General features: G+C 41.5%; 16 protein-coding genes, 1 tRNA gene and 2 rRNA genes. All 19 read left to right on the forward strand.

The window, feature by feature from the left end; all coding sequences use genetic code 11:
- The first annotated feature begins 20 nt into the window (after nucleotides 1–20).
- Nucleotides 21–2675, forward strand: a complete 2655-nt coding sequence (gene alaS / locus bhn_RS06260; RefSeq protein ID WP_071175889.1) for an alanine--tRNA ligase — start codon at nucleotides 21–23, stop codon at nucleotides 2673–2675.
- Nucleotides 2676–2799: 124 nt separating this feature from the next.
- The gene (gene rpsU / locus bhn_RS06265; protein WP_013280615.1) at nucleotides 2800–2976 is read left to right on the forward strand and encodes a 30S ribosomal protein S21; all 177 of its coding nucleotides are present in this window, start codon (nucleotides 2800–2802) and stop codon (nucleotides 2974–2976) included.
- A 140-nt stretch (nucleotides 2977–3116) separates the two neighbouring features.
- Nucleotides 3117–4649, forward strand: coding sequence for a Na+/H+ antiporter NhaC family protein (locus tag bhn_RS06270; protein WP_071175890.1), 1533 nt, complete (start codon nucleotides 3117–3119; stop codon nucleotides 4647–4649).
- Nucleotides 4650–4730: 81 nt separating this feature from the next.
- On the forward strand, nucleotides 4731–5591 hold the full coding sequence (locus tag bhn_RS06275; RefSeq protein WP_071175891.1) for a metallophosphoesterase: 861 nt from the start codon (nucleotides 4731–4733) through the stop codon (nucleotides 5589–5591).
- A gap of 1 nt (nucleotide 5592) precedes the next feature.
- Nucleotides 5593–6342, forward strand: a complete 750-nt coding sequence (locus bhn_RS06280) for a segregation and condensation protein A (protein WP_071175892.1) — start codon at nucleotides 5593–5595, stop codon at nucleotides 6340–6342.
- 3 nt (nucleotides 6343–6345) lie between these two features.
- On the forward strand, nucleotides 6346–6915 hold the full coding sequence (scpB, locus tag bhn_RS06285) for an SMC-Scp complex subunit ScpB (RefSeq protein ID WP_071175893.1): 570 nt from the start codon (nucleotides 6346–6348) through the stop codon (nucleotides 6913–6915).
- Between the two features lie 142 nt (nucleotides 6916–7057).
- Nucleotides 7058–8488, forward strand: coding sequence for an acyl-CoA carboxylase subunit beta (locus bhn_RS06290; protein WP_071175894.1), 1431 nt, complete (start codon nucleotides 7058–7060; stop codon nucleotides 8486–8488).
- Nucleotides 8489–8505: 17 nt separating this feature from the next.
- Entirely contained in the window at nucleotides 8506–9372 is an 867-nt protein-coding gene (locus bhn_RS06295; protein ID WP_071175895.1) for an OadG family transporter subunit, read from the forward strand.
- Between the two features lie 13 nt (nucleotides 9373–9385).
- Nucleotides 9386–9745: a biotin/lipoyl-containing protein gene (locus tag bhn_RS06300; protein ID WP_071175896.1), complete on the forward strand. Its 360-nt coding sequence runs from the start codon at nucleotides 9386–9388 to the stop codon at nucleotides 9743–9745.
- Between the two features lie 50 nt (nucleotides 9746–9795).
- Nucleotides 9796–10938: a sodium ion-translocating decarboxylase subunit beta gene (locus bhn_RS06305; RefSeq protein ID WP_071175897.1), complete on the forward strand. Its 1143-nt coding sequence runs from the start codon at nucleotides 9796–9798 to the stop codon at nucleotides 10936–10938.
- 27 nt (nucleotides 10939–10965) lie between these two features.
- A complete protein-coding gene (locus bhn_RS06310; protein WP_071175898.1) occupies nucleotides 10966–12378 on the forward strand; it encodes an oxaloacetate decarboxylase subunit alpha in 1413 nt (470 codons plus the stop codon).
- Between the two features lie 173 nt (nucleotides 12379–12551).
- Entirely contained in the window at nucleotides 12552–14687 is a 2136-nt protein-coding gene (glgX, locus tag bhn_RS06315; RefSeq protein ID WP_071177450.1) for a glycogen debranching protein GlgX, read from the forward strand.
- Complete coding sequence (locus bhn_RS06320) at nucleotides 14674–15279, forward strand: hypothetical protein (RefSeq protein WP_071175899.1); 606 nt, start codon at nucleotides 14674–14676, stop codon at nucleotides 15277–15279. The genes glgX and bhn_RS06320 overlap by 14 nt, the downstream gene beginning before the upstream one ends.
- Nucleotides 15280–15296: 17 nt before the next feature.
- Nucleotides 15297–15974, forward strand: coding sequence for a response regulator transcription factor (locus bhn_RS06325; protein ID WP_071175900.1), 678 nt, complete (start codon nucleotides 15297–15299; stop codon nucleotides 15972–15974).
- On the forward strand, nucleotides 15961–17487 hold the full coding sequence (locus bhn_RS06330; RefSeq protein ID WP_330393253.1) for a sensor histidine kinase: 1527 nt from the start codon (nucleotides 15961–15963) through the stop codon (nucleotides 17485–17487). The genes bhn_RS06325 and bhn_RS06330 overlap by 14 nt, the downstream gene beginning before the upstream one ends.
- 11 nt (nucleotides 17488–17498) lie before the next feature.
- Nucleotides 17499–18380, forward strand: coding sequence for a hypothetical protein (locus bhn_RS06335; RefSeq protein ID WP_071175901.1), 882 nt, complete (start codon nucleotides 17499–17501; stop codon nucleotides 18378–18380).
- 340 nt (nucleotides 18381–18720) lie between these two features.
- A 16S ribosomal RNA gene (locus tag bhn_RS06340) occupies nucleotides 18721–20266 on the forward strand.
- A 69-nt stretch (nucleotides 20267–20335) separates the two neighbouring features.
- A 5S ribosomal RNA gene (rrf, locus tag bhn_RS06345) occupies nucleotides 20336–20453 on the forward strand.
- A 4-nt stretch (nucleotides 20454–20457) separates the two neighbouring features.
- A tRNA-Ile gene (locus tag bhn_RS06350) sits at nucleotides 20458–20531 on the forward strand.
- Nucleotides 20532–20681 lie beyond the last annotated feature (150 nt).

A 20681-nucleotide genomic window follows, 5' to 3' on the forward strand; every position in this document is an offset into this window, starting at 1 on the left:
GATTATTTGGAGGATTTATTATGAAACAATTTACAGCTAGCGAGCTGCGTAAGGCTTGGAAGCAGTTCTATATAGATCGCGGACACGTTGACTGCGGCGCTGTTTCACTTGTATCCGATGGATCAACAGGTGTTATGTTCAACGTAGCAGGTATGCAGCCACTTATGCCATATCTTCTTGGTAAGAAGCATCCAAAGGGAACACGTCTTTGCAACGTTCAGGGATGCGTTCGTACAAATGATATTGATTCTGTAGGTGATAAGAGCCACGGAACATTCTTTGAGATGCTGGGAAGCTGGTCACTTGGCGATTACTTCAAAAAAGAGCGTTGCCAGTGGAGTTTCGAACTTCTTACACAGCTTTTTGGATTTGATGCAGATCACCTTGCAGCAACTGTATTTGCTGGCGATGAGAATGCACCAAGAGATGAAGAGGGTGCTAAATATCGTATCGAGTCAGGCTTCAAGCCAGAGAATATCTTCTACCTTCCAGCAGAGGATAACTGGTGGGGACTTGAATATGGCCCATGCGGACCTGACAGTGAGATGTTCTATGTAAAAGATATTCCAGATTGCGGACCAAATTGCGGACCTGGATGTCACTGCGGTAAGTATACTGAGATCGGTAATGACGTATTCATGCAGTATGAGAAGCATCATGATGGTTCTCTTACACCACTTTCTCAGAAGAACGTTGATACAGGTTGGGGTCTTGAGCGTATCCTTGCTTTCCTTAACGGCGTAGATGATGTTTATAAGATCGATCTTCACGCACCTGTTATAGCATATATTGAGAAAGAAAGCGGTATCAAGTATGACTCAGATGAGAAGACTACAAGATCAATGAGAATTCTTGCTGACCACACACGTACTTCAGTTATGCTGATCGGTGATGAGGCTAAGTTACTTCCTTCTAATACAGGAGCTGGCTATATTCTTAGAAGACTTATCCGCCGCGCTGTTAGACATGCCAGAACTCTTGGCCTTAACAAGGATCAGATCCTTGGCGTAGCAACAATCTATATTGATGAGTATGCTGAGAGTTATGAGAATCTTGCAAAGAACCGCAAGTTTGTTCTTACAGAGCTTGAGAGAGAGATCAATCGTTTTGAGTCAACTCTTGAGAACGGTATGAAGGAATTCAAGAAGATCCTTGATAAGACTTCAGCTGCAGGTAAGAAAGAAATTGAAGGAAAGGATGCATTCTTCCTTTATGATACATATGGATTCCCGGTTGAGCTTACAGTAGAGCTTGCTGAAGAAGAAGGACTCACAGTTGATGATGAAGGCTTCAAGGCAGCTATGGAAGAGCAGAAGCAGAAAGCTAGAGATAATCAGAATTTCTCTGCTAATCTCACAACTGGAGCAGGCGTATTCGATGGCCTTGATGAGTCAGTTCAGTCTGAGTTCCTTGGCTATGATGCACTTGAATGTGATGGTAAGGTAGTTGCTATGGCAGGTGCTGATGCTCTTACAGATGAGCTTTCAGAAGGTCAGCAGGGTACTATCATTACAGATAAGACTACTTTCTATGGCACAATGGGTGGCCAGGTTGGAGATATTGGTAAGATCCTTGGACAGAACGGATCTGAGTTTGATGTTCTTGAGACTATTCATGTTGCTGGCGGCAGAACAGCTCATGTTGGTAAGGTTGTAAAGGGAAGCTTCAAGGCTTCTGATGCAGTATCACTTAAGGTTGATGCTGAGAACAGAGCCAAGACTTGCCGTAACCACTCAGCAACTCACCTTCTTCAGAAGGCACTTCAGGAAGTTCTTGGAGATCACGTTGAGCAGGCTGGTTCATACCAGGATCCTGACAAGACAAGATTTGACTTCTCACATCATCAGGCTATGACAGCTGAGGAACTTCAGAAGGTTGAAGATATTGTTAACGCCAAGATCTTAGAGGCACTTCCTGTTGTTACTAAGGAAATGTCTATCGAAGAAGCTAAGAAGACAGGCGCTATGGCTCTCTTTGGTGAGAAGTATGGCGATACTGTAAGAGTTGTAAATATGGGTGACTACTCAATCGAGCTTTGCGGTGGTACTCATGTTGCAAATACAAGCCACATCGGACTCTTCAAGATCGTATCTGAGAGTGGTGTAGCTGCAGGTGTTCGTCGTATCGAAGCTCTTACAGGCAGCAATGCAAGAGAGTACTTCAAGAACGTTGAAGGAAAGCTTAACGATGCTGCTAAGGCACTTAAGACAACTCCAGCTGATTTAGCTGATCACATCAAGAAGCTTCAGGATGAGCTCAAAGCACTTAAGAGCGAGAACGAATCCCTTAAGAGCAAAGAAGCTCAGGCAGCTCTTGGCGATGTAATGAATCAGGTTCAGGAAGTTAACGGTGTTAAGGTACTTGCTACATCTGTTAAGGGCGTAGATATGAATGGCCTTCGTGATCTTGGCGATCAGATGAAAGCTAAGATTGGTGAGGGTGTTGTAGTTCTCATTTCTGAAGCTGATGGTAAGGTTAATCTTATCGTTATGGCAACAGATGGAGCACTTGCAAAGGGTGCCCACGCTGGAAACCTTGTCAAAGCAATCGCACCTAAGGTAGGTGGAGGCGGCGGCGGTCGTCCTAACATGGCTCAGGCAGGCGGTAAGAACCCAGCTGGTATTCAGGATGCATTAGCAGAGGCCACAAAAGTTCTTGCAGATCAGATAAAATAATGCTTGACACACTAAAATTTTATGTTACAATTGTAAATGTTATGTGAGCATATAGGCTCAAAACATAATAAATAACCCAATCAGTCATGTACTTGAAGGGACTGAAGGGAGGGTAAGAGTAGAGATGTCAACAGTAGTAGTAAAAGAAAACGAGACTTTGGATAGCGCACTGCGTCGTTTTAAGAGAAGTTGCGCAAAGGCTGGTATCCAGCAGGAAATCCGTAAGAGAGAGCACTACGAGAAGCCTAGCGTAAGACGCAAGAAGAAGTCTGAAGCAGCAAGAAAGCGCAAATATAACTAAATCAATTTTTTAAAAAGTTCTTGGAGTGATCCAAGAACTTTTTTTCTGCTCAAGTCTAGACTTATGCATTTTCGATTGATAATATAACAGTGCAACGATTTAATATATTAACTAGATAAATTTCCGGGAGGATAAAAGGAATGTTTGTGGGAACAATTTGGTCATTATTGCCGCCAATCATTGCAATTGCATTGGCGCTTATCACTAAGGAAGTATACTCTTCATTATTTATAGGTATTGTTGTTGGTGGACTTCTATATAGTGGATTTAGCTTTTCTGGAACTATGGAGCACGTATTTGTTGATGGTATGATCGCTCAGCTTTCAGATTCATGGAATGTGGGAATACTTATCTTCCTTGTAGTTTTGGGAAGTATGGTAATGCTTATGAATCGTGCTGGCGGATCTGCTGCTTTTGGTAGATGGGCAGTTGATCATGTTAAGACCAAGACTGGTGCACAGTTTGCCACAATTCTTTTAGGTGTCCTTATATTTATAGATGATTATTTTAACTGTCTTACAGTTGGCTCAGTTATGAGACCAGTTACAGACAAGCACAAGATCTCAAGAGAAAAGCTTGCTTACCTTATTGATGCAACAGCAGCTCCTGTCTGCATTATCGCGCCTATTTCTTCATGGGCAGCTGCAGTAACAGGCTTTGTAGATGGCGCAAATGGTCTTTCGCTTTTTGTAAAAGCTATTCCATATAATTTCTATGCCTTTTTAACTTTTGCAATGATGATCACACTTACATTGACAAAATATGACTTTGGGCCAATGAGAAATGCTGAGCAGAGTATCAAGTCAAACTCAAAGAAGGCAAAGCATGAGCTTCATCCAAGTATCACTGGTGCTGAAGATCAGCCAACTCCTCCAACATCTCTCAGAGGTAGAGTTATTCATCTTGTTCTTCCAATCGTATGCCTTATTATCTGCTGTGTTATCGGCATGATCTACACTGGCGGATTCTTTGAGGGAGAGAGCTTTGTTGATGCATTCTCTAACTCAGATGCTTCTGTAGGACTTGCTTATGGCTCTGTAGTAGCACTTATTATTACTATTGTATTTTTCCTTTTGACAAGAGTCCTTAGCTTTAGCGATTGCATGAACGCAATACCAGAAGGCTTTAAGAGCATGGTTCCTGCAGTACTTGTACTTACATTTGCCTGGACACTTAAGTCTATGACAGATTCACTTGGCGCTGCAACTTACGTAGCTGGTATCGTTGATAACATCGCTCATCATGACGGACTTATGAGCTTCTTGCCAGCACTTGTATTTGTGGTTGGAACATTCCTTGCTTTTGCAACAGGAACATCATGGGGAACCTTTGGTATCCTTATTCCTATCGTAGTAAACGTATTTGGTGGCAACATTGATAATGAACTTATGATCATTTCAATCTCTGCATGCATGGCTGGTGCTGTTTGCGGTGATCACTGCTCACCAATTTCTGATACAACTATCATGGCTAGTGCAGGAGCGCAGTGTGAACATATCGACCATGTATCAACTCAGCTTCCATATGCGATGACAGCAGCTGCTTTATCATTTGTTGTTTATATCATTACCGGCTTTGTTAGAAACTGGCTTATCTGCCTTCCACTTGGAATAGTTTTGACAGTTGTTACTATCTATGGAATCAAGCTCTTTTCCCAGAAAAAGAGCGCCTAAAAAGCTTTAGAAAAGTGAAGTTCATTTTGACAAGGGGATATGATAAAATTAGATTTGTTACGTCAAAAATGAGTTGAGATTATGTGGATATATATTTGTATTATTCTGATCTTAATATTTGCCTTTGTAGTTGCTGTGATCTATCATGACACGCATACTTTTGTTGTGAGAAACTATGAGGTACCATCTGATAAAGTGGAAAGGGACTATACTTTTGTCCTTTTATCAGACCTTCATGGATATGAATTTGGCAAGGATAATGTGAAGCTCTATGAGGCTGTTGATGAGATCTCACCTGATGCGATCCTTGTGGCAGGAGATATGTTTACTGCAGAAAAGATTAAGGGAGAGATTCAGTACAGACCTGGCTTTGAACTATTATCTTCATTATCCTCCAAGTACAAGATCTACTATGGAAACGGCAATCACGAGCACAAGATGAAGGTTTTCACCAAAGAGTACGGCAATTTCTACGACAGATATAGGAATAAGCTGACTCAAAAAGGAATTGTATTTCTTGAAAATGATTCTGTTGTAATAGATGACAACATTAGGATAACAGGCCTTGATCTTGGGCTTGAATATTTCAAAAAGATCACAAAAAAATCAATGGATAAAGGCTACATCAACAGACTGGTTGGTGATAGCAGTAAAGAAAAATTTAATGTTTTGATTGCTCATAATCCGCAGTATTTTAATGAATATACGGAGTGGGGCGCCGACCTTACTGTTTCAGGTCACGTTCATGGCGGCATTGTGAGACTTCCTTTGATAGGTGGTGTTATTTCGCCTGCCATAGCTCTTTTTCCAAGGTTCGATGGTGGAAAGTTTGAAAAAGAAGGAAATACCATGATCCTCAGCAGAGGCCTTGGAACTCACACGATCCACGTGAGATTCTATAATCCTGGCGAAGTCTGCGTTATCAGGATCAGAAAGGCATGATATGTCATTAGAGATAAAACTTCAGGTGTTTGAGGGGCCACTTGACCTTTTGATGCATCTGATCGATAAAAACCAGATAGATATTTATGATATTCCTATTGTTACCATTACTGAGCAGTACATGGAATATATCAATGCCATGCAAAAGGAAGACATGGAAGTAACCAGTGAATTCCTTGTAATGGCAGCAACTCTTATTGATATCAAGTGCAAGATGCTCCTTCCTAAGGAAGTCAATGAGGACGGCGAGGAAGAGGACCCCAGAGCAGAGCTTGTTGAGAAGCTCCTTGAATATAAGATGTACAAGTACATGGCCTATGAACTTAAGGACAGGCAGATGGATGCGGACATGCAGTGGTTTAGGGAAAAGAATATTCCCAAGGAAGTTAAGGACTATGAAGTACCGATAGATTTTTCAGAAATGCTCGGAGATGCAACGCTTACCAAGCTTAATGAGATATTCCAGGAACTTCTTAAAAGACAGGAAGATAAGGTCGACCCTATTCGAAGCAAATTCGGTAATATCGAGAAGGAAGAGATCGATATGGATGCTAAGACCTTGTATATTAAGGCTTACATCCGTGAACACTCTAAGTTTAGCTTCAAACAGCTTCTTGAAAAGCAGCACAGTAAGACTGAGATCATAGTTACCTTTTTGGTTATCCTTGAAGAGATGAAACTTGGCGACATTGAGATCGAACAGGAAACTACATTTGGTGACATTATTATTACGTCCAGAAAGGCAAGTTAAATAATGACAAGAGAAGAAGGCGCAAGCATAGTAGAGGCAATTCTTTTTACTATGGGAGATTCTGTTGAGATAAGTGCCCTTGCAAAGGCTATGGATACAGAGTCAAAGGAAGTTAAAAAGTATATAGAATATCTTAAAGAGAAATATTCAAAAGAAGATAGCGGTATCGGACTTATAGAGCTTGAAAGTGCAGTTCAGCTCTGTACTAAAAAGGAAATGTATGAGTATCTTGTGAAGATAGCCAAGGCTCCTAAAAAGGCAGTGCTTACCGATTCACTAATGGAAACTCTTTCTATAATTGCTTACAAACAGCCTATTACAAGGCTTGAAGTTGAAAAGATCCGTGGAGTAAACAGTGATCACGCTGTTAACAGACTTGTGGAATTTGGTCTGGTCCAGGAACTTGGAAGGCTTGATGCTCCGGGAAGACCTCTTTTATTTGGAACAACAGAAGAGTTCCTTCGAAGTTTTGGAGTCAGATCACTTGAAGATCTTCCAGCTATAGGAACTGTGCAGGTTGAAGAGTTTAAAGCTCAGGCAGAGCAGGAAATAAATGTAAAACTTGATATATAATCTTAAAATTTAGGGAAAATACTATATTTTTTATGTATTTTTCCTTTTTTTAGCTTCTTTTATGCTATACTATAATCTGACTTAAGTTGCGGTTTTATGTAGTATCATCAAAACTTACACTATATATATCGGAGGTAAAGAAATGAGTAGTTCTTCACAAGCGAGTCAAAGAATTAATGCTTTGCTCGACGAAAACAGTTTCGTTGAAATCGGCGGCCTTGTGACAGCCAGAAATACAGATTTCAATCTGAAACAGGAAGAAACACCATCAGACGGCGTTGTTACTGGATATGGTGTTATCAATGGCAATCTTGTATATGTTTATAGTCAGGATGCGTCAGTACTTGGCGGATCTATTGGCGAGATGCATGCAAAGAAGATTGTCCGCCTGTATGAACTGGCAATCAAGACTGGCTCACCTGTAATCGGTCTTATCGATTCAGCTGGACTTCGTCTTCAGGAGGCTACAGATGCACTTAATGCATTTGGCGAGATTTATCTTAAGCAGGTGGAGGCTTCTGGAGTAGTTCCACAGATCACAGCTATTTTTGGTACATGTGGTGGTGGACTTGCACTTATTCCTTCAATCACAGACTTCACTTTCATGGAAGAGCAGAAAGCTAAGCTTTTTGTTAATTCACCTAACGTTCTTGAGGGTAATTACAAGGAGAAATGTGACACTTCAGCAGCGAAGTGGCAGAGCTCTGAGACAGGTAGCGTAGACGTTGTAGCAGATGAGGCTTCAATCTATGCACAGATCAGGGAACTTGTATCTATACTTCCTTCTAATAATGAGGATTCAGATTCATATCAGGAATGCTCAGATGATCTTAACAGAGCATGTGAGAACCTTGATGGTGCAGCAGCAGATCCAGCACTTGTTGCAGCTCAGATTTCTGATAATGGTCTTTTCTTTGAGACAAAGAGAGATTACGCAAAAGAGATGGTTACAGGATTCATCAAGCTCAACGGCGCAACTGTTGGCCTTGTTGGAAACCGTACAGCTATCTTTGATGAGAATGGAAAAGAGGCAGAGAAGTTCGATGGCAGACTTACAGCTCACGCATGTGAGAAGGCTGCAGATTTTGTAAACTTCTGCGATGCTTTTGATCTTCCAGTTCTTACACTTACAAATTCAACAGGCTTTGGTTCATCAAAGTGTGATGAGAAGCATGTTGCTAAGGCAGCCGGAAGACTTGTATTTGCTCTTGCAAATGCTACAGTACCTAAGGTTAACCTTATCACTGAGAAGGCATTTGGTAGTGCATACGTCGTTATGAACTCTAAGGCAATCGGTGCTGATGTTACTATCAGCTGGCCAGATGCTCAGATCGGTACAATGGATGCTAACCTTGCAGCTAAGATCATCTGCGATGGCAAGGATGCAGAGACAGTTTCTAAGACTGCAGTAGAGTATGCTCAGCTTCAGAACAATGTTAAGAGCGCTGCAGCTAGAGGATATGTTGATGAGATCATCGAGCCTGCAGATACTAGAAAATATGTAATTGGCGCTTTCGAGATGCTTTTTACAAAGAGGGATGAACGTCCTGCTAAAAAACACGGCACAGTTTAAAGAAGGGAGCACTCAAAATGAAACGTAAATTTTTAGTTTTGGGAGTAATGCTTAGCTGTCTTTTAAGTCTTAGTGCTTGTGGAGCAGAGTCACAGTCAGATGCTTCTAGTAACAGCAAATATCCTGTAGGATTCTTCAATCAGACTGCTATTGAGAATTATGCTAATGCAGTAGAAGATGGCTACTTTGAAAATTGGTATTTAGAAGGCATTACACCTGATAATTTTGAGGATGAGCTTTATGTTTCGCTCGCTATGGAGATTGATAAAGATGAAGCTCAGCAGGCATATTATCTTAGAGGTGTTGACGAGTCTAAATATCTAGTTTATAAGAGCGGATATACAAGCTGGTATAAGGCACTTGAAGAGCTTGGCTACGGTGATTCTAAGAGCTTAGCGGATAACTTAAGCATTAGTGAAGTAAGTTATTCATTTGATAAAGATGGAAAGCTTGTAGTGGATGCTACCATTCAGGGTACCAAGCACTCAGCTATCATGAAGATTTATCTGAATAACGAGTTTGAGCCAACTGATATTGGTGTTACAATCAACAAGACTACTGGTGAGAAGCTTGAGAATGCTGGACTTAATACTCTTCTTGGTATGGGTATGGCATTCGCAATCCTTATTATCATTTCTCTTATTATTTCTCTTTTCCCAATCTTCTTTGGTGGAAAGAAGAAAAAGAAAGAAAGTGATAAAGAGATCACTAAGAAGGCTATGGACAACACGATCAATCAGATCGCAGAGCAGGAAGACCTCTCTGGTGATGCAGAGCTTGTAGCAGTTATTGCAGCAGCTATTGCAGCATATGAAGGCAGCGCTAGCACTGATGGATTCCAGGTTAGATCAATTAGAAAAGTAAGCAAAAATTGGAAGAGATAAAAGGAGTATAACAATGAAGAACTATACAATAACCGTTAATGGAAACGTATATGATGTAACAGTAGAAGAAGGTGCAGGTTCAGGCGCTCCTGTAGCAGCTGCAGCACCTGTAGCTAAGGCTCCAGCAGCACCTGTTAAGAAGGCTAGCGCTGGTGCAGGTTCAATCAAGGTTGAGGCTGGTGCCGCTGGTAAGGTACTCAAGATCAATGCAAACGTTGGACAGGCTGTTAAGAAGGGCGACACAGTAGTAACTATCGAGTCAATGAAGATGGAGATCCCTATGGTTGCTCCTGCTGACGGAACAGTAGCAAGCGTTGATGTAGCTGCTGGTGATTCAGTTGAGGCTGGAACAGTTCTTGCTACTCTTAACTGATAGTAGTCAGAGATAATATTGTTTTATAAAAACAGAAATGAGGATAAAAAATGGATTACATAATTCAGACATTATCTAATCTCTGGGATCAAACAGCATTTACATCAATGACACCTGGTAACTACATCATGGTAGTTGTAGCTTTGGTGTTCTTGTATCTTGCTATTGCCAAGGGATTTGAGCCTTTGCTTTTGGTACCAATTTCTTTTGGTATGCTTCTTGTAAACATCTATCCAGATATTATGGCTGAACCAGTTAATGGAGCAGCAGGTGGACTTTTACATTATTTCTACATTCTGGATGAATATGCTATCCTCCCTTCACTTATTTTCTTGGGAGTTGGCGCTATGACAGACTTTGGACCACTTATTGCTAACCCAATAAGCTTCCTGATGGGTGCTGGTGCTCAGTTCGGTATTTTCTCTGCTTATTTCATGGCCATTTTCTTTGGCTTTAATGATCAGCAGGCTGCAGCAGTATCAATCATCGGTGGTGCAGATGGCCCTACATCTATTTTCCTTGCTAGTAAGCTTCATCAGACTTCTATCTTGGGACCTATCGCAGTAGCTGCGTACTCATACATGGCTCTGGTTCCTATGATTCAGCCTCCTATTATGAAGCTTCTTACAACTGATAAAGAGAGAAAGATCAGAATGCAGCAGCTTAGAGAAGTTTCTAAGGTTGAGAAGATTCTTTTCCCAGTTATCGTTACTATCGTAGTAAGTATGATCCTTCCTACAACTGCTCCTCTTATCGGTATGCTTATGCTTGGTAACCTCTTTAGAGAGTCAGGCGTTGTTAGACAGCTTCAGGAAACAGCTTCTAACGCACTTATGTATATCGTAGTTATCCTTCTTGGTACATCAGTTGGTGCTACAACAAGTGCTGAGGCATTCCTCAACAAGACAACTCTTATCATCGTTGTACTTGGTCTTATTGCTTTCGCTTTTGGTACAGCTGCTGGATGTCTTCTTGGTAAGCTCCTTTGCTTGATCACTAAGGGCAAGATCAATCCGCTCATTGGTTCAGCTGGTGTATCAGCCGTTCCTATGGCAGCCAGAGTATCTCAGAAGGTTGGTGCAGAGTATGATCCTTCAAACTTCCTTTTGATGCATGCTATGGGACCTAACGTTGCTGGAGTTATTGGTACAGCCGTAGTTGCTGGTACTTTCATGGCAGTATTTGGAGTTTAATTAAGAATAGAAAGGATAATAATAGATATGGCAGAATTAGAGAGAAAACCAGTTCGTATCAATGAGACTGTTCTGCGTGATGCTCACCAGTCACTTATCGCAACAAGAATGCCTACTGAGGTTATGTTGCCTATTATTGATACAATGGATAAGGTTGGATATAACGCAGTAGAGTGCTGGGGCGGTGCTACATTTGATGCTTGCATGAGATTCCTTAAAGAGGATCCATGGGAGAGACTTCGTCAGCTCCGTGCAGGCTTCAAGAACACAAAGCTTCAGATGCTCCTTCGTGGACAGAACATCCTTGGATACAAGCACTATCCAGATGATGTAGTTGAGTACTTTGTTCAGAAGTCAATCGCAAATGGTATTGATATTATCAGAATTTTTGACTGTCTTAACGACCTTAGAAACCTTGAGGCTTCAGTTAAGGCATGTAAGAAAGAGGGCGGACACGCTCAGATCGCTCTTGCATACACACTTGGTGATGCTTATACAGAAGAGTACTGGATGAACATCGCTAAAGATATCGAGTCAATGGGTGCAGATTCAATCTGTATCAAGGATATGGCTGGACTTCTTCTTCCTTACGAGGCAGAGAAGCTTGTTAAGGCTCTTAAGAGTGCTACAAGCCTTCCTATCGATCTTCACACACACTACACTTCAGGTGTTGCCAGCATGACATACATGAAGGCAGCTGAGGCTGGTGTTGATATTATCGACTGCGCAATTTCTCCATTCGCTCTTGGTACATCACAGCCTGCTACTGAGGTTATGGTAGAAGCCTTCAAGGGACAGCCTTTCGAGACTGGTCTTGATCAGAAGCTTCTTGCTAAGATTGCAGATCACTTCAGACCATACAGAGAAGAGTGCCTTGCTAACGGACTTATGGATCCTAAGGTTCTTGGTGTTAACATCAAGACTCTTATGTATCAGGTTCCTGGCGGAATGCTTTCTAACATGGTTAGCCAGCTTAAAGAGCAGAATGCTAGCGACAAGTATGATACAGTTCTTGAGGAGATCCCACAGGTTCGTAAGGACTTTGGTGAGCCACCTCTTGTTACACCTTCATCACAGATCGTTGGTACTCAGGCCGTTATGAACGTTCTTATGGGCGAGAGATACAAGGTTGCTACTGACCAGACTAAGGACCTCCTTGCTGGTGAGTATGGTAAGACAATCAAGCCTTTCAACCCAGAAGTTCAGAAGAAGATCATTGGTGATAGAGAAGTTATCACATGCAGACCAGCTGACAAGTTACAGCCAGGTCTTGATAAGTTCGAGAAGGAAGTTTCACAGTGGAAGCAGCAGGATGAGGATACTCTTTCTTATGCATTGTTCCCACAGGTTGCTACAGACTTCTTCAAGTATCGTCTTGCACAGCAGGAAAAAGTTGATGTTTCTGCAGCAGATACAAAGAACGGAGCTTATCCTGTTTAATACATGAACAAATTAGTGAAACGTCCTTGTCTTTATAGACAAGGACGTTTCTTTATTTTTTAGGATTATTACAGGATACAGCCGGCTTTTTCACAGAAAATTAATCAATTATGTGATAAAATTAATCTATGAACGAGTATAGAAGACATAGATCAAATAAAAAGATGGTTGAGATGGGCGAGCGTCAGGTCAAAGAGCTTAGAAAACAAGATCTTGGCAGACAGATGCTGGCCTTAGACGAGTGCAACGGATTTAGGATAAGACCAGGCCTTTATAACATGAATGGAGCAACTATGCTCACTGATGGCGTTAATTTTACGGCTTATTCTAATGGCGCTACATCTATTACTTTGGTCCTTTATAACAGAGGGGAAAGTAAGCCTTTTGCAGAGATTCCTTTCCCGGAAAGTTATAGGATAGGCAATGTCTATTCTATGATCGTATTTGGACTTGATATTGAGAATCTTGAATATTGCTACAGGGTTGATGGTCCATGGGATCCTGAAAAAGGTCTTTTGTTTGATAAAAAGCACGAACTCCTTGATCCATATGCTAAGGCAGTTTCTGGTCAGAGAATCTGGGGACAGAGTCCAAATGGCGCAGGAACCTACAGGGCAAGAGTAGTAAGAGATAATTTCGAGTGGAATGATACGTCAAGCTCTACACTTCCTATGAGCGATCTTGTAATCTATGAGCTTCATGTAAGAGGCTTTACAATGGATCCTTCTTCTGGCGTTAAGTTCAGAGGAACCTTTGACGGAATCATGGAAAAAGTTGATTATTTAAAGAGACTTGGCATCACAGCCGTTGAGCTTATGCCAATCTTTGAGTTTGATGAAACAAGAGATAAAAGAGAAGTCAATGGCAAGACTCTTTTAGATTACTGGGGATATAACACCATCAGCTTTTTTGCTCCAAATACAAGCTATGCCTCTCATAAGGAGCATAATACTGAGGGCGTAGAATTAAAACGAATGATAAAAGCTCTTAAGGATAACGGAATTGAGGTTATCCTTGATGTTGTGTTCAATCATACAGCAGAGGGCAATGAAAACGGACCATTTATCTCATTTAAGGGATTTGACAATAATATCTACTATCTTTTAACTCCTAATGGCCAGTACTACAATTTTAGTGGCTGTGGCAATACTATGAACTGCAACCATCCTATAGTTCAGGAACTTATTGTTGAGTGCCTAAGATACTGGGTAGAAGAGTATAGAGTAGATGGATTTAGATTTGATCTTGCAAGTATCTTGGGACGAGATCAGGATGGATCACCTATGGAAAGACCTCCTCTCATCCAAAGACTTGCGTATGATCCTATACTTGGAAATACAAAGCTAATTGCTGAAGCCTGGGATGCAGGCGGAATGTATCAGGTTGGCAACTTCCCGGCCTGGAAGAGATGGGCTGAGTGGAATGGTAAATACAGAGATGATATCAGATCTTATCTAAAGGGCGATGTTTGGGCAGCTCCAGAAGCAGTTAAGAGAATAACTGGTTCTATGGATCTTTACGGCGGCTCCTACCTTGGATATGAGTCATCAGTCAACTTTATTACCTGCCACGATGGCTTTACTCTCTATGATATGTATGCCTATAACTGTAAGCATAATGAGGATAATGGCTGGAACAACACAGATGGTGCCAATGATAACAGAAGCTGGAACTGCGGATGTGAAGGCGAAACCAATGATCCAGCAGTATTGGACCTTAGATTTAGAATGATGAGAAATGCCATAACTGTTTTAATGTGTAGCCGTGGTACACCTATGGTCTATGCTGGTGATGAGTTTGGTAATACACAGTTTGGCAATAACAATGCATATTGTCAGGATAACGAGATTTCCTGGCTTAATTGGGATCTTCTAGACAAGAACAAAGGCTATTTTGACTTCTATAGAAACATGATACAGTTTAGAAGAAAGCATCCTGCCATCAGGTCAGATCTTTTGCCTGCTCAGTGCGGCTATCCTTTTATTTCAGTTCACACAGAGAACCCTGATAATGGTAATATAACTAAGGATTCAAAAGTTATATGCGTTCGCTACGCAGGATTTTCCAAGAAAAAGAATCATGATGATATAGTATATCTGGCAATAAACGTATTTTGGGAGGATATCCAGATCATGCTTCCAAACCCTCCAGAAAATGCGTATTGGGCTTTATGCGTAGATACAGGCGATGAGTCAGGCAAGTATTTTTACAACAGGCCTACTCCTCTTACATGGAGAAACAGAACACTAAAAGCAAGAAGCGTCAGTGTATTCATAGCATCTTACGGAGCAGAATATGGCGTCAATTGATAATAATGAAAAAAGCAATATTGTTGGTGGGTATGAGTTTTTATCTGAGACAGATGCAAACAAGGCCAATATGGACCTTTCCAAGATAAAACTCTTAGAGTCCCGGGTAAAAGTCAGTCGCCCTAAGGATATGCTTGCTGTTTATCAGAAGGCTATCGAAAATAAGATATTTAAGACGCCAATCGGATGGAGATATCTGATCGATCTTAGAGAGAAACTGTTAGAGAACGGTTTTTCTGAGGAGGAGCTTATTCCTATTCCTGTAGAAGTCTCTTTTACCAGACATTCAGCATTTGAAAATCTGACAGTAAAGCAGAGAATCAAACCTGAAAAAGAAAAGGAAAAGCTGGAATTTAAAAGGATATTTCCTATTGTATTAGATGTAGTTCTTGTAATATTAGTAATTCTGATGTTTATCATCGCTGCTACCAGTGAGAATGACAACATAATTAATTACAAGCGAAACGTGACAAACCGTTATTCTACCTGGGATGAAGAGCTTAAGGAGAGAGAAAAAGCTGTTCGCGAAGCAGAAAAAAAACTTGGCATCGAAAGCTCAGAGGGGTATCATGAGGATATTGGCGATGAGTAGATAGGAGGAATTACTATATGGAAGACCTTAAGATATTAGTAGTTGATGATGAGAGCAGAATGCGAAAACTCGTCAAAGATTTTTTGACAAAAGATGGATATATAGTACTTGAAGCTGAAGATGGTCAGCAGGCACTTGATATATTTTATAATGATAAAGATATTTCACTTGTTATCTTGGATGTAATGATGCCCAAGAGAGATGGCTGGGAAGTTTGCCGAGAGATAAGGGATAACTCTAAGGTACCGATCATTATGCTTACAGCCAAGAGTGAGGAGAGAGATGAGCTTCTTGGATTTGAACTTGGTGTAGATGAGTATATCTCAAAGCCTTTCAGTCCAAAGATCCTTGCAGCAAGAGTATCAGCTATTCTTCGCAGAACTAACCAGAATGTAAATAATCAGGTTATGGAAGCTGGCGGAATAGTTGTAAATAAGGTTGCTCACAGCGTACAGGTTGATGGCAAGGAAATTGAACTTAGTTACAAAGAGTTTGAACTCCTTTCATTCTTCTTTGAGAATAAGGGTGTAGCTCTTTCTAGAGAGAAAATTCTTAATAACGTATGGAACTATGATTATTTTGGTGATGCCAGAACCATTGATACTCACGTTAAGAAGCTCCGTGGTAAGCTTGGTTCAAAAGGCGACATGATCAAGACAATCTGGGGCATGGGATACAAATTTGAAGAAACTTGATGATAATTCTACAAATATAAAAAAGACACATTCCATAAGATTTGAGATAAGTGCCACCTTCATATCTATCATGTTCCTTACATTTGGACTTATCCTTTTGATAAATCTCTTTTTCATGGAAAAGTTCTATGTGCAGAACAAGAGAGAGGCTATCATACAGGCTTATAGGAGTATTGCACAGGCTATAACTGATGGTGATATTGCGTCTGAGGACTTTGATCAGGAAATTAGCCATATCTGTGAGCGTTACAATATTGAGATGATTGTTTTGGATGCAGACTCCAAGACTGTTAAGTCATCTACCAGTAATGTAGAGTTTCTGGCCAAGCTCCTTTGGGAGAATATGCTCACATCATCATCCAATACTACTGGTGAGTTCGAGACAAGAGAGATCCTCGATTATGGTGACGGCTATACTCTTCAGATGGATATAGATAGAACTACTGGCAGAAAATATCTTGATATGTGGGGTGTTGTGGGTAGCGGTAACCTGGTACTTGTAAGATCGACAATGGAGAGTATCAAGGATAACGTTATCATATCTAACACATTCATGGCTTACGTAGGTATTATAGCCATTGTAGTTGGTTCTATATTTATCTTGTATATTTCCAAAAAGGTTACTGAACCGATCAAGAGACTTTATCTTATCTCTGATCAGATGAAAAAACTTAATTTTGAAGCTAAGTATGAGAATCTCGAGTCCTATTCTAACGAGATCGATGTACTTGGTCAGAATATGAATGAACTGTCTGAAACCCTTGAAAGTACCATCAAGGAGCTCAAAAAAGCTAATATAGCCCTGAAGCATGATATCGCGCGTAAGGAAGAGATCGATGAGATGAGAAAAGAGTTCCTTTCAAATGTATCTCACGAACTCAAGACTCCTATAGCTCTCATTCAGGGATATGCAGAAGGCCTCAAGGAAGGTATCAATGATGACGAGGAGAGCCGTAACTTCTACTGCGAAGTCATCATGGATGAAGCGTCCAAGATGAATATCATGGTAAAAAAGCTCCTGACACTGAACCAGCTTGAATTTGGCAATGACAGTACTAACATGGACCGCTTTGATATTGTGGATATGATCCGCAACTACATCAAATCAGCGGAACTTTTGGCAAAACAAAAGGATGTAACTATAAAATTTGAAGATTATGAGCCGATATTTGTATGGGGAGACGAATTCAAGATTGAAGAAGTCCTCCAGAACTTCTATAGCAATGCTCTTAATCATATAGATGGTGACAAGATCATAGAGATCAAGCTTATTCAGGAAGATAATCATGTGAGAGTATCTGTATTTAATACAGGTAAGCCTATTCCAGAAGAAAGCTTAGATCATATCTGGGAGAAGTTTTATAAAGTTGATAAAGCCAGAACCAGAGAATATGGTGGAAGTGGCGTAGGTCTTTCTATTGTCAAGGCTATCATGGAAGGCATGCACCAAGCATACGGAGTTAAAAACTACGATAATGGAGTAGAATTCTATTTCGAATTAGAGACAAAATAAAAGGGGTATTTATGAGGGGCAAGAGATTACCTGGAATCATAATTGCATTAAGCACAGTATTAGCGCTCACTGGCTGTGGTGAAAAATTTCCTGACCTTACAGAGGAACAGTATAATCAGACTGTTGAATATGCTGTTGGTCTGCTTATGAAGTATTCCAATAATGGACAGGCAAAGATCACCTACGTTGATGCCAAGGAAGAACAGGATCAAAGAGACAGAGAAGCCAGGAAGAAGGAAAGAGAAGAAAAGAAAAAAGCTGAAGAAGAGAAGAATCAGCAGCAGACATATACTCCTCCTGTAGCTTCAGATACAGAAGAACCTGATGCATTTGATAGTACAGATGATATTGATGATGGTGAGGAGATGGTGGCAGAAGCTTCATCAGAGGATGTGAGCACTGGAAGTGATAATGAAGAATCAGCTTCATCTGGTTCTGGTTCAGAATCTGCAGGCTATGATCCATCTGCAATCACATTATCTTCAGAAGACTCTCAGGAGATCATGCCGGATATATTCCTTTCATACCAGGGATATTCTATTTCAAGCACCTACCCGGAGAGTTCCAAGAGCTATGTTGTTAACGCTGACAAGGGTAAAAAGCTCTTAGTACTTAGATTTGATCTGTATAATGCTTCATCTTCAACTAAGGAAGTTAATATGATCAATCTAAAGCTGCTGTTCCAGATCAAGTTAAATGGCAAGAATCTAGGCTATTCATCAGTTACATTCCTGCCTAATGACCTTGCTTCTTATATTGGCAGTATAGAGTCAAAAGCACATGAAAGTCTTGTAGTTTTGACACAGATAAATGAAAAAGATACCTCAAATATCCAAAATTTAGGCCTTATTGTTACACAGGATGGAAAAGAACAGAAGATTAACCTTAAATAACGCATGAACACTGGCGTTTAATAGGATTTAAAGCCCGCTTTTATAGCGGGCTTTTTTATATAATAAAACTCAAAAAAGTACGTTATAAAAATTTACCAAAAAAATTTGAAAAATGTTGTTGACATTAAATATATGCAGTGATATAGTTATATTCGTTGCTGATGCAGACAAGAAACACTGCAAATGCAGCAACAGAGCGGTTTTGAAGCTCATTGTACATTGACAAATAAACAGTAATGCAACCCTGAAAAATTCCAAGAGAATTATTCAGAACAAAGATTTAGTAAATAACGGACAGAACGAAAAGCCAAGCTTTAGTTCTTTGTCAGATCAAACTTTTAAACGTGAGAGTTCGATCCTGGCTCAGGATGAACGCTGGCGGCGTGCCTAACACATGCAAGTCGAACGGAGATTTAACGCTGATGAGGCTTCTGCGGATTCTTGTTAAATCTTAGTGGCGGACGGGTGAGTAACGCGTGGGCAACCTGCCTCATACTGGGGGATAACAGCTGGAAACGACTGTTAATACCGCATAAGCGCACAGTATCGCATGATGCAGTGTGAAAAACTCCGGTGGTATGAGATGGGCCCGCGTCAGATTAGCCAGTTGGCAGGGTAACGGCCTACCAAAGCAACGATCTGTAGCCGGCCTGAGAGGGCGGACGGCCACATTGGGACTGAGACACGGCCCAAACTCCTACGGGAGGCAGCAGTGGGGGATATTGCACAATGGAGGAAACTCTGATGCAGCGACGCCGCGTGAGTGAAGAAGTATTTCGGTATGTAAAGCTCTATCAGCAGGGAAGAAAGACTCGTAAGAGAGATGACGGTACCTGACTAAGAAGCCCCGGCTAACTACGTGCCAGCAGCCGCGGTAATACGTAGGGGGCAAGCGTTATCCGGATTTACTGGGTGTAAAGGGAGCGCAGACGGTGATGCAAGTCTGAAGTGAAACCCCACGGCTCAACCGTGGGCTTGCTTTGGAAACTGTATGACTAGAGTACTGGAGAGGTAAGCGGAATTCCTAGTGTAGCGGTGAAATGCGTAGATATTAGGAGGAACATCGGTGGCGAAGGCGGCTTACTGGACAGCAACTGACGTTGAGGCTCGAAGGCGTGGGGAGCAAACAGGATTAGATACCCTGGTAGTCCACGCGGTAAACGATGAATACTAGGTGTTGGGTGCCATAGGCATTCAGTGCCGTCGCTAACGCAGTAAGTATTCCACCTGGGGAGTACGTTCGCAAGAATGAAACTCAAAGGAATTGACGGGGACCCGCACAAGCGGTGGAGCATGTGGTTTAATTTCGAAGCAACGCGAAGAACCTTACCAGATCTTGAGATCCAGATGAATACAGGGGTATGCCTGTAGCTCTTCGGAGCATCTGAGACAGGTGGTGCATGGTTGTCGTCAGCTCGTGTCGTGAGATGTTGGGTTAAGTCCCGCAACGAGCGCAACCCTTGTCCATAGTAGCCAGCAGTAAGATGGGAACTCTATGGAGACTGCCAGGGATAACCTGGAGGAAGGTGGGGATGACGTCAAATCATCATGCCCCTTATGATCTGGGCCACACACGTGCTACAATGTCGTAACAAAGGGACGCGATCCCGCGAGGGTGAGCAAATCTCAAAAATAACGACCCAGTTCGGACTGTAGGCTGCAACCCGCCTGCACGAAGCTGGAATCGCTAGTAATCGCAGATCAGCATGCTGCGGTGAATACGTTCCCGGGTCTTGTACACACCGCCCGTCACACCATGGGAGTCGGAAATGCCCGAAGCCGGTGACTTAACCGTAAGGAGAGAGCCGTCGAAGGCAGGTCTGATAACTGGGGTGAAGTCGTAACAAGGTAGCCGTAGGAGAACCTGCGGCTGGATCACCTCCTTTCTAAGGAAAGAAAAAGGAATGAAGTAGGGAGTTGTATTACTGTTTAGTCGTCAAAGTACGACAAATATTTCTGGTAATGATGCGTTTGAGGGTAACACCCGTTCCCATCCCGAACACGACGGTTAAGACTCAAACGGCCGAAAGTACTATACTGGCAACGGTATGGGAGGATAGGTGGTTGCCAGATTTACGGGCTTATAGCTCAGCCGGTTAGAGCGCACGCCTGATAAGCGTGAGGTCGGTGGTTCGAGTCCACTTAAGCCCATTGCTTACAAATCTTTTAAATCTATTAGATGAGTAAGCTAGTTTGTACCTTGAAAACCGAATACTGAGAAATTTTTTAATCCAAGATATTTTTACGATTAAAAGACATCGAAAATCCAAAACAAAGAAACAAATTTATTCTTTATGAGTA

Origin of the sequence: Butyrivibrio hungatei, from assembly GCF_001858005.1 — a bacterium.
Lineage (GTDB): Bacteria > Bacillota > Clostridia > Lachnospirales > Lachnospiraceae > Butyrivibrio > Butyrivibrio hungatei.

Excerpts from the sequence above, each read along its gene's own strand:
- bhn_RS06310 (WP_071175898.1), top strand. The coding sequence starts at position 10,966 with ATGGCAGAATTAGAGAGAAAACCAGTTCGTATCAATGAGACTGTTCTG.
- bhn_RS06305 (WP_071175897.1), top strand. The coding sequence starts at position 9,796 with ATGGATTACATAATTCAGACATTATCTAATCTCTGGGATCAAACAGCA.
- bhn_RS06275 (WP_071175891.1), top strand. The coding sequence starts at position 4,731 with ATGTGGATATATATTTGTATTATTCTGATCTTAATATTTGCCTTTGTA.
- rpsU (WP_013280615.1), top strand. The coding sequence starts at position 2,800 with ATGTCAACAGTAGTAGTAAAAGAAAACGAGACTTTGGATAGCGCACTG.
- bhn_RS06270 (WP_071175890.1), top strand. The coding sequence starts at position 3,117 with ATGTTTGTGGGAACAATTTGGTCATTATTGCCGCCAATCATTGCAATT.
- bhn_RS06300 (WP_071175896.1), top strand. The coding sequence starts at position 9,386 with ATGAAGAACTATACAATAACCGTTAATGGAAACGTATATGATGTAACA.
- bhn_RS06295 (WP_071175895.1), top strand. The coding sequence starts at position 8,506 with ATGAAACGTAAATTTTTAGTTTTGGGAGTAATGCTTAGCTGTCTTTTA.
- bhn_RS06335 (WP_071175901.1), top strand. The coding sequence starts at position 17,499 with ATGAGGGGCAAGAGATTACCTGGAATCATAATTGCATTAAGCACAGTA.
- bhn_RS06320 (WP_071175899.1), top strand. The coding sequence starts at position 14,674 with ATGGCGTCAATTGATAATAATGAAAAAAGCAATATTGTTGGTGGGTAT.
- bhn_RS06325 (WP_071175900.1), top strand. The coding sequence starts at position 15,297 with ATGGAAGACCTTAAGATATTAGTAGTTGATGATGAGAGCAGAATGCGA.
- bhn_RS06290 (WP_071175894.1), top strand. The coding sequence starts at position 7,058 with ATGAGTAGTTCTTCACAAGCGAGTCAAAGAATTAATGCTTTGCTCGAC.
- glgX (WP_071177450.1), top strand. The coding sequence starts at position 12,552 with ATGGGCGAGCGTCAGGTCAAAGAGCTTAGAAAACAAGATCTTGGCAGA.
- alaS (WP_071175889.1), top strand. The coding sequence starts at position 21 with ATGAAACAATTTACAGCTAGCGAGCTGCGTAAGGCTTGGAAGCAGTTC.
- scpB (WP_071175893.1), top strand. The coding sequence starts at position 6,346 with ATGACAAGAGAAGAAGGCGCAAGCATAGTAGAGGCAATTCTTTTTACT.
- bhn_RS06280 (WP_071175892.1), top strand. The coding sequence starts at position 5,593 with ATGTCATTAGAGATAAAACTTCAGGTGTTTGAGGGGCCACTTGACCTT.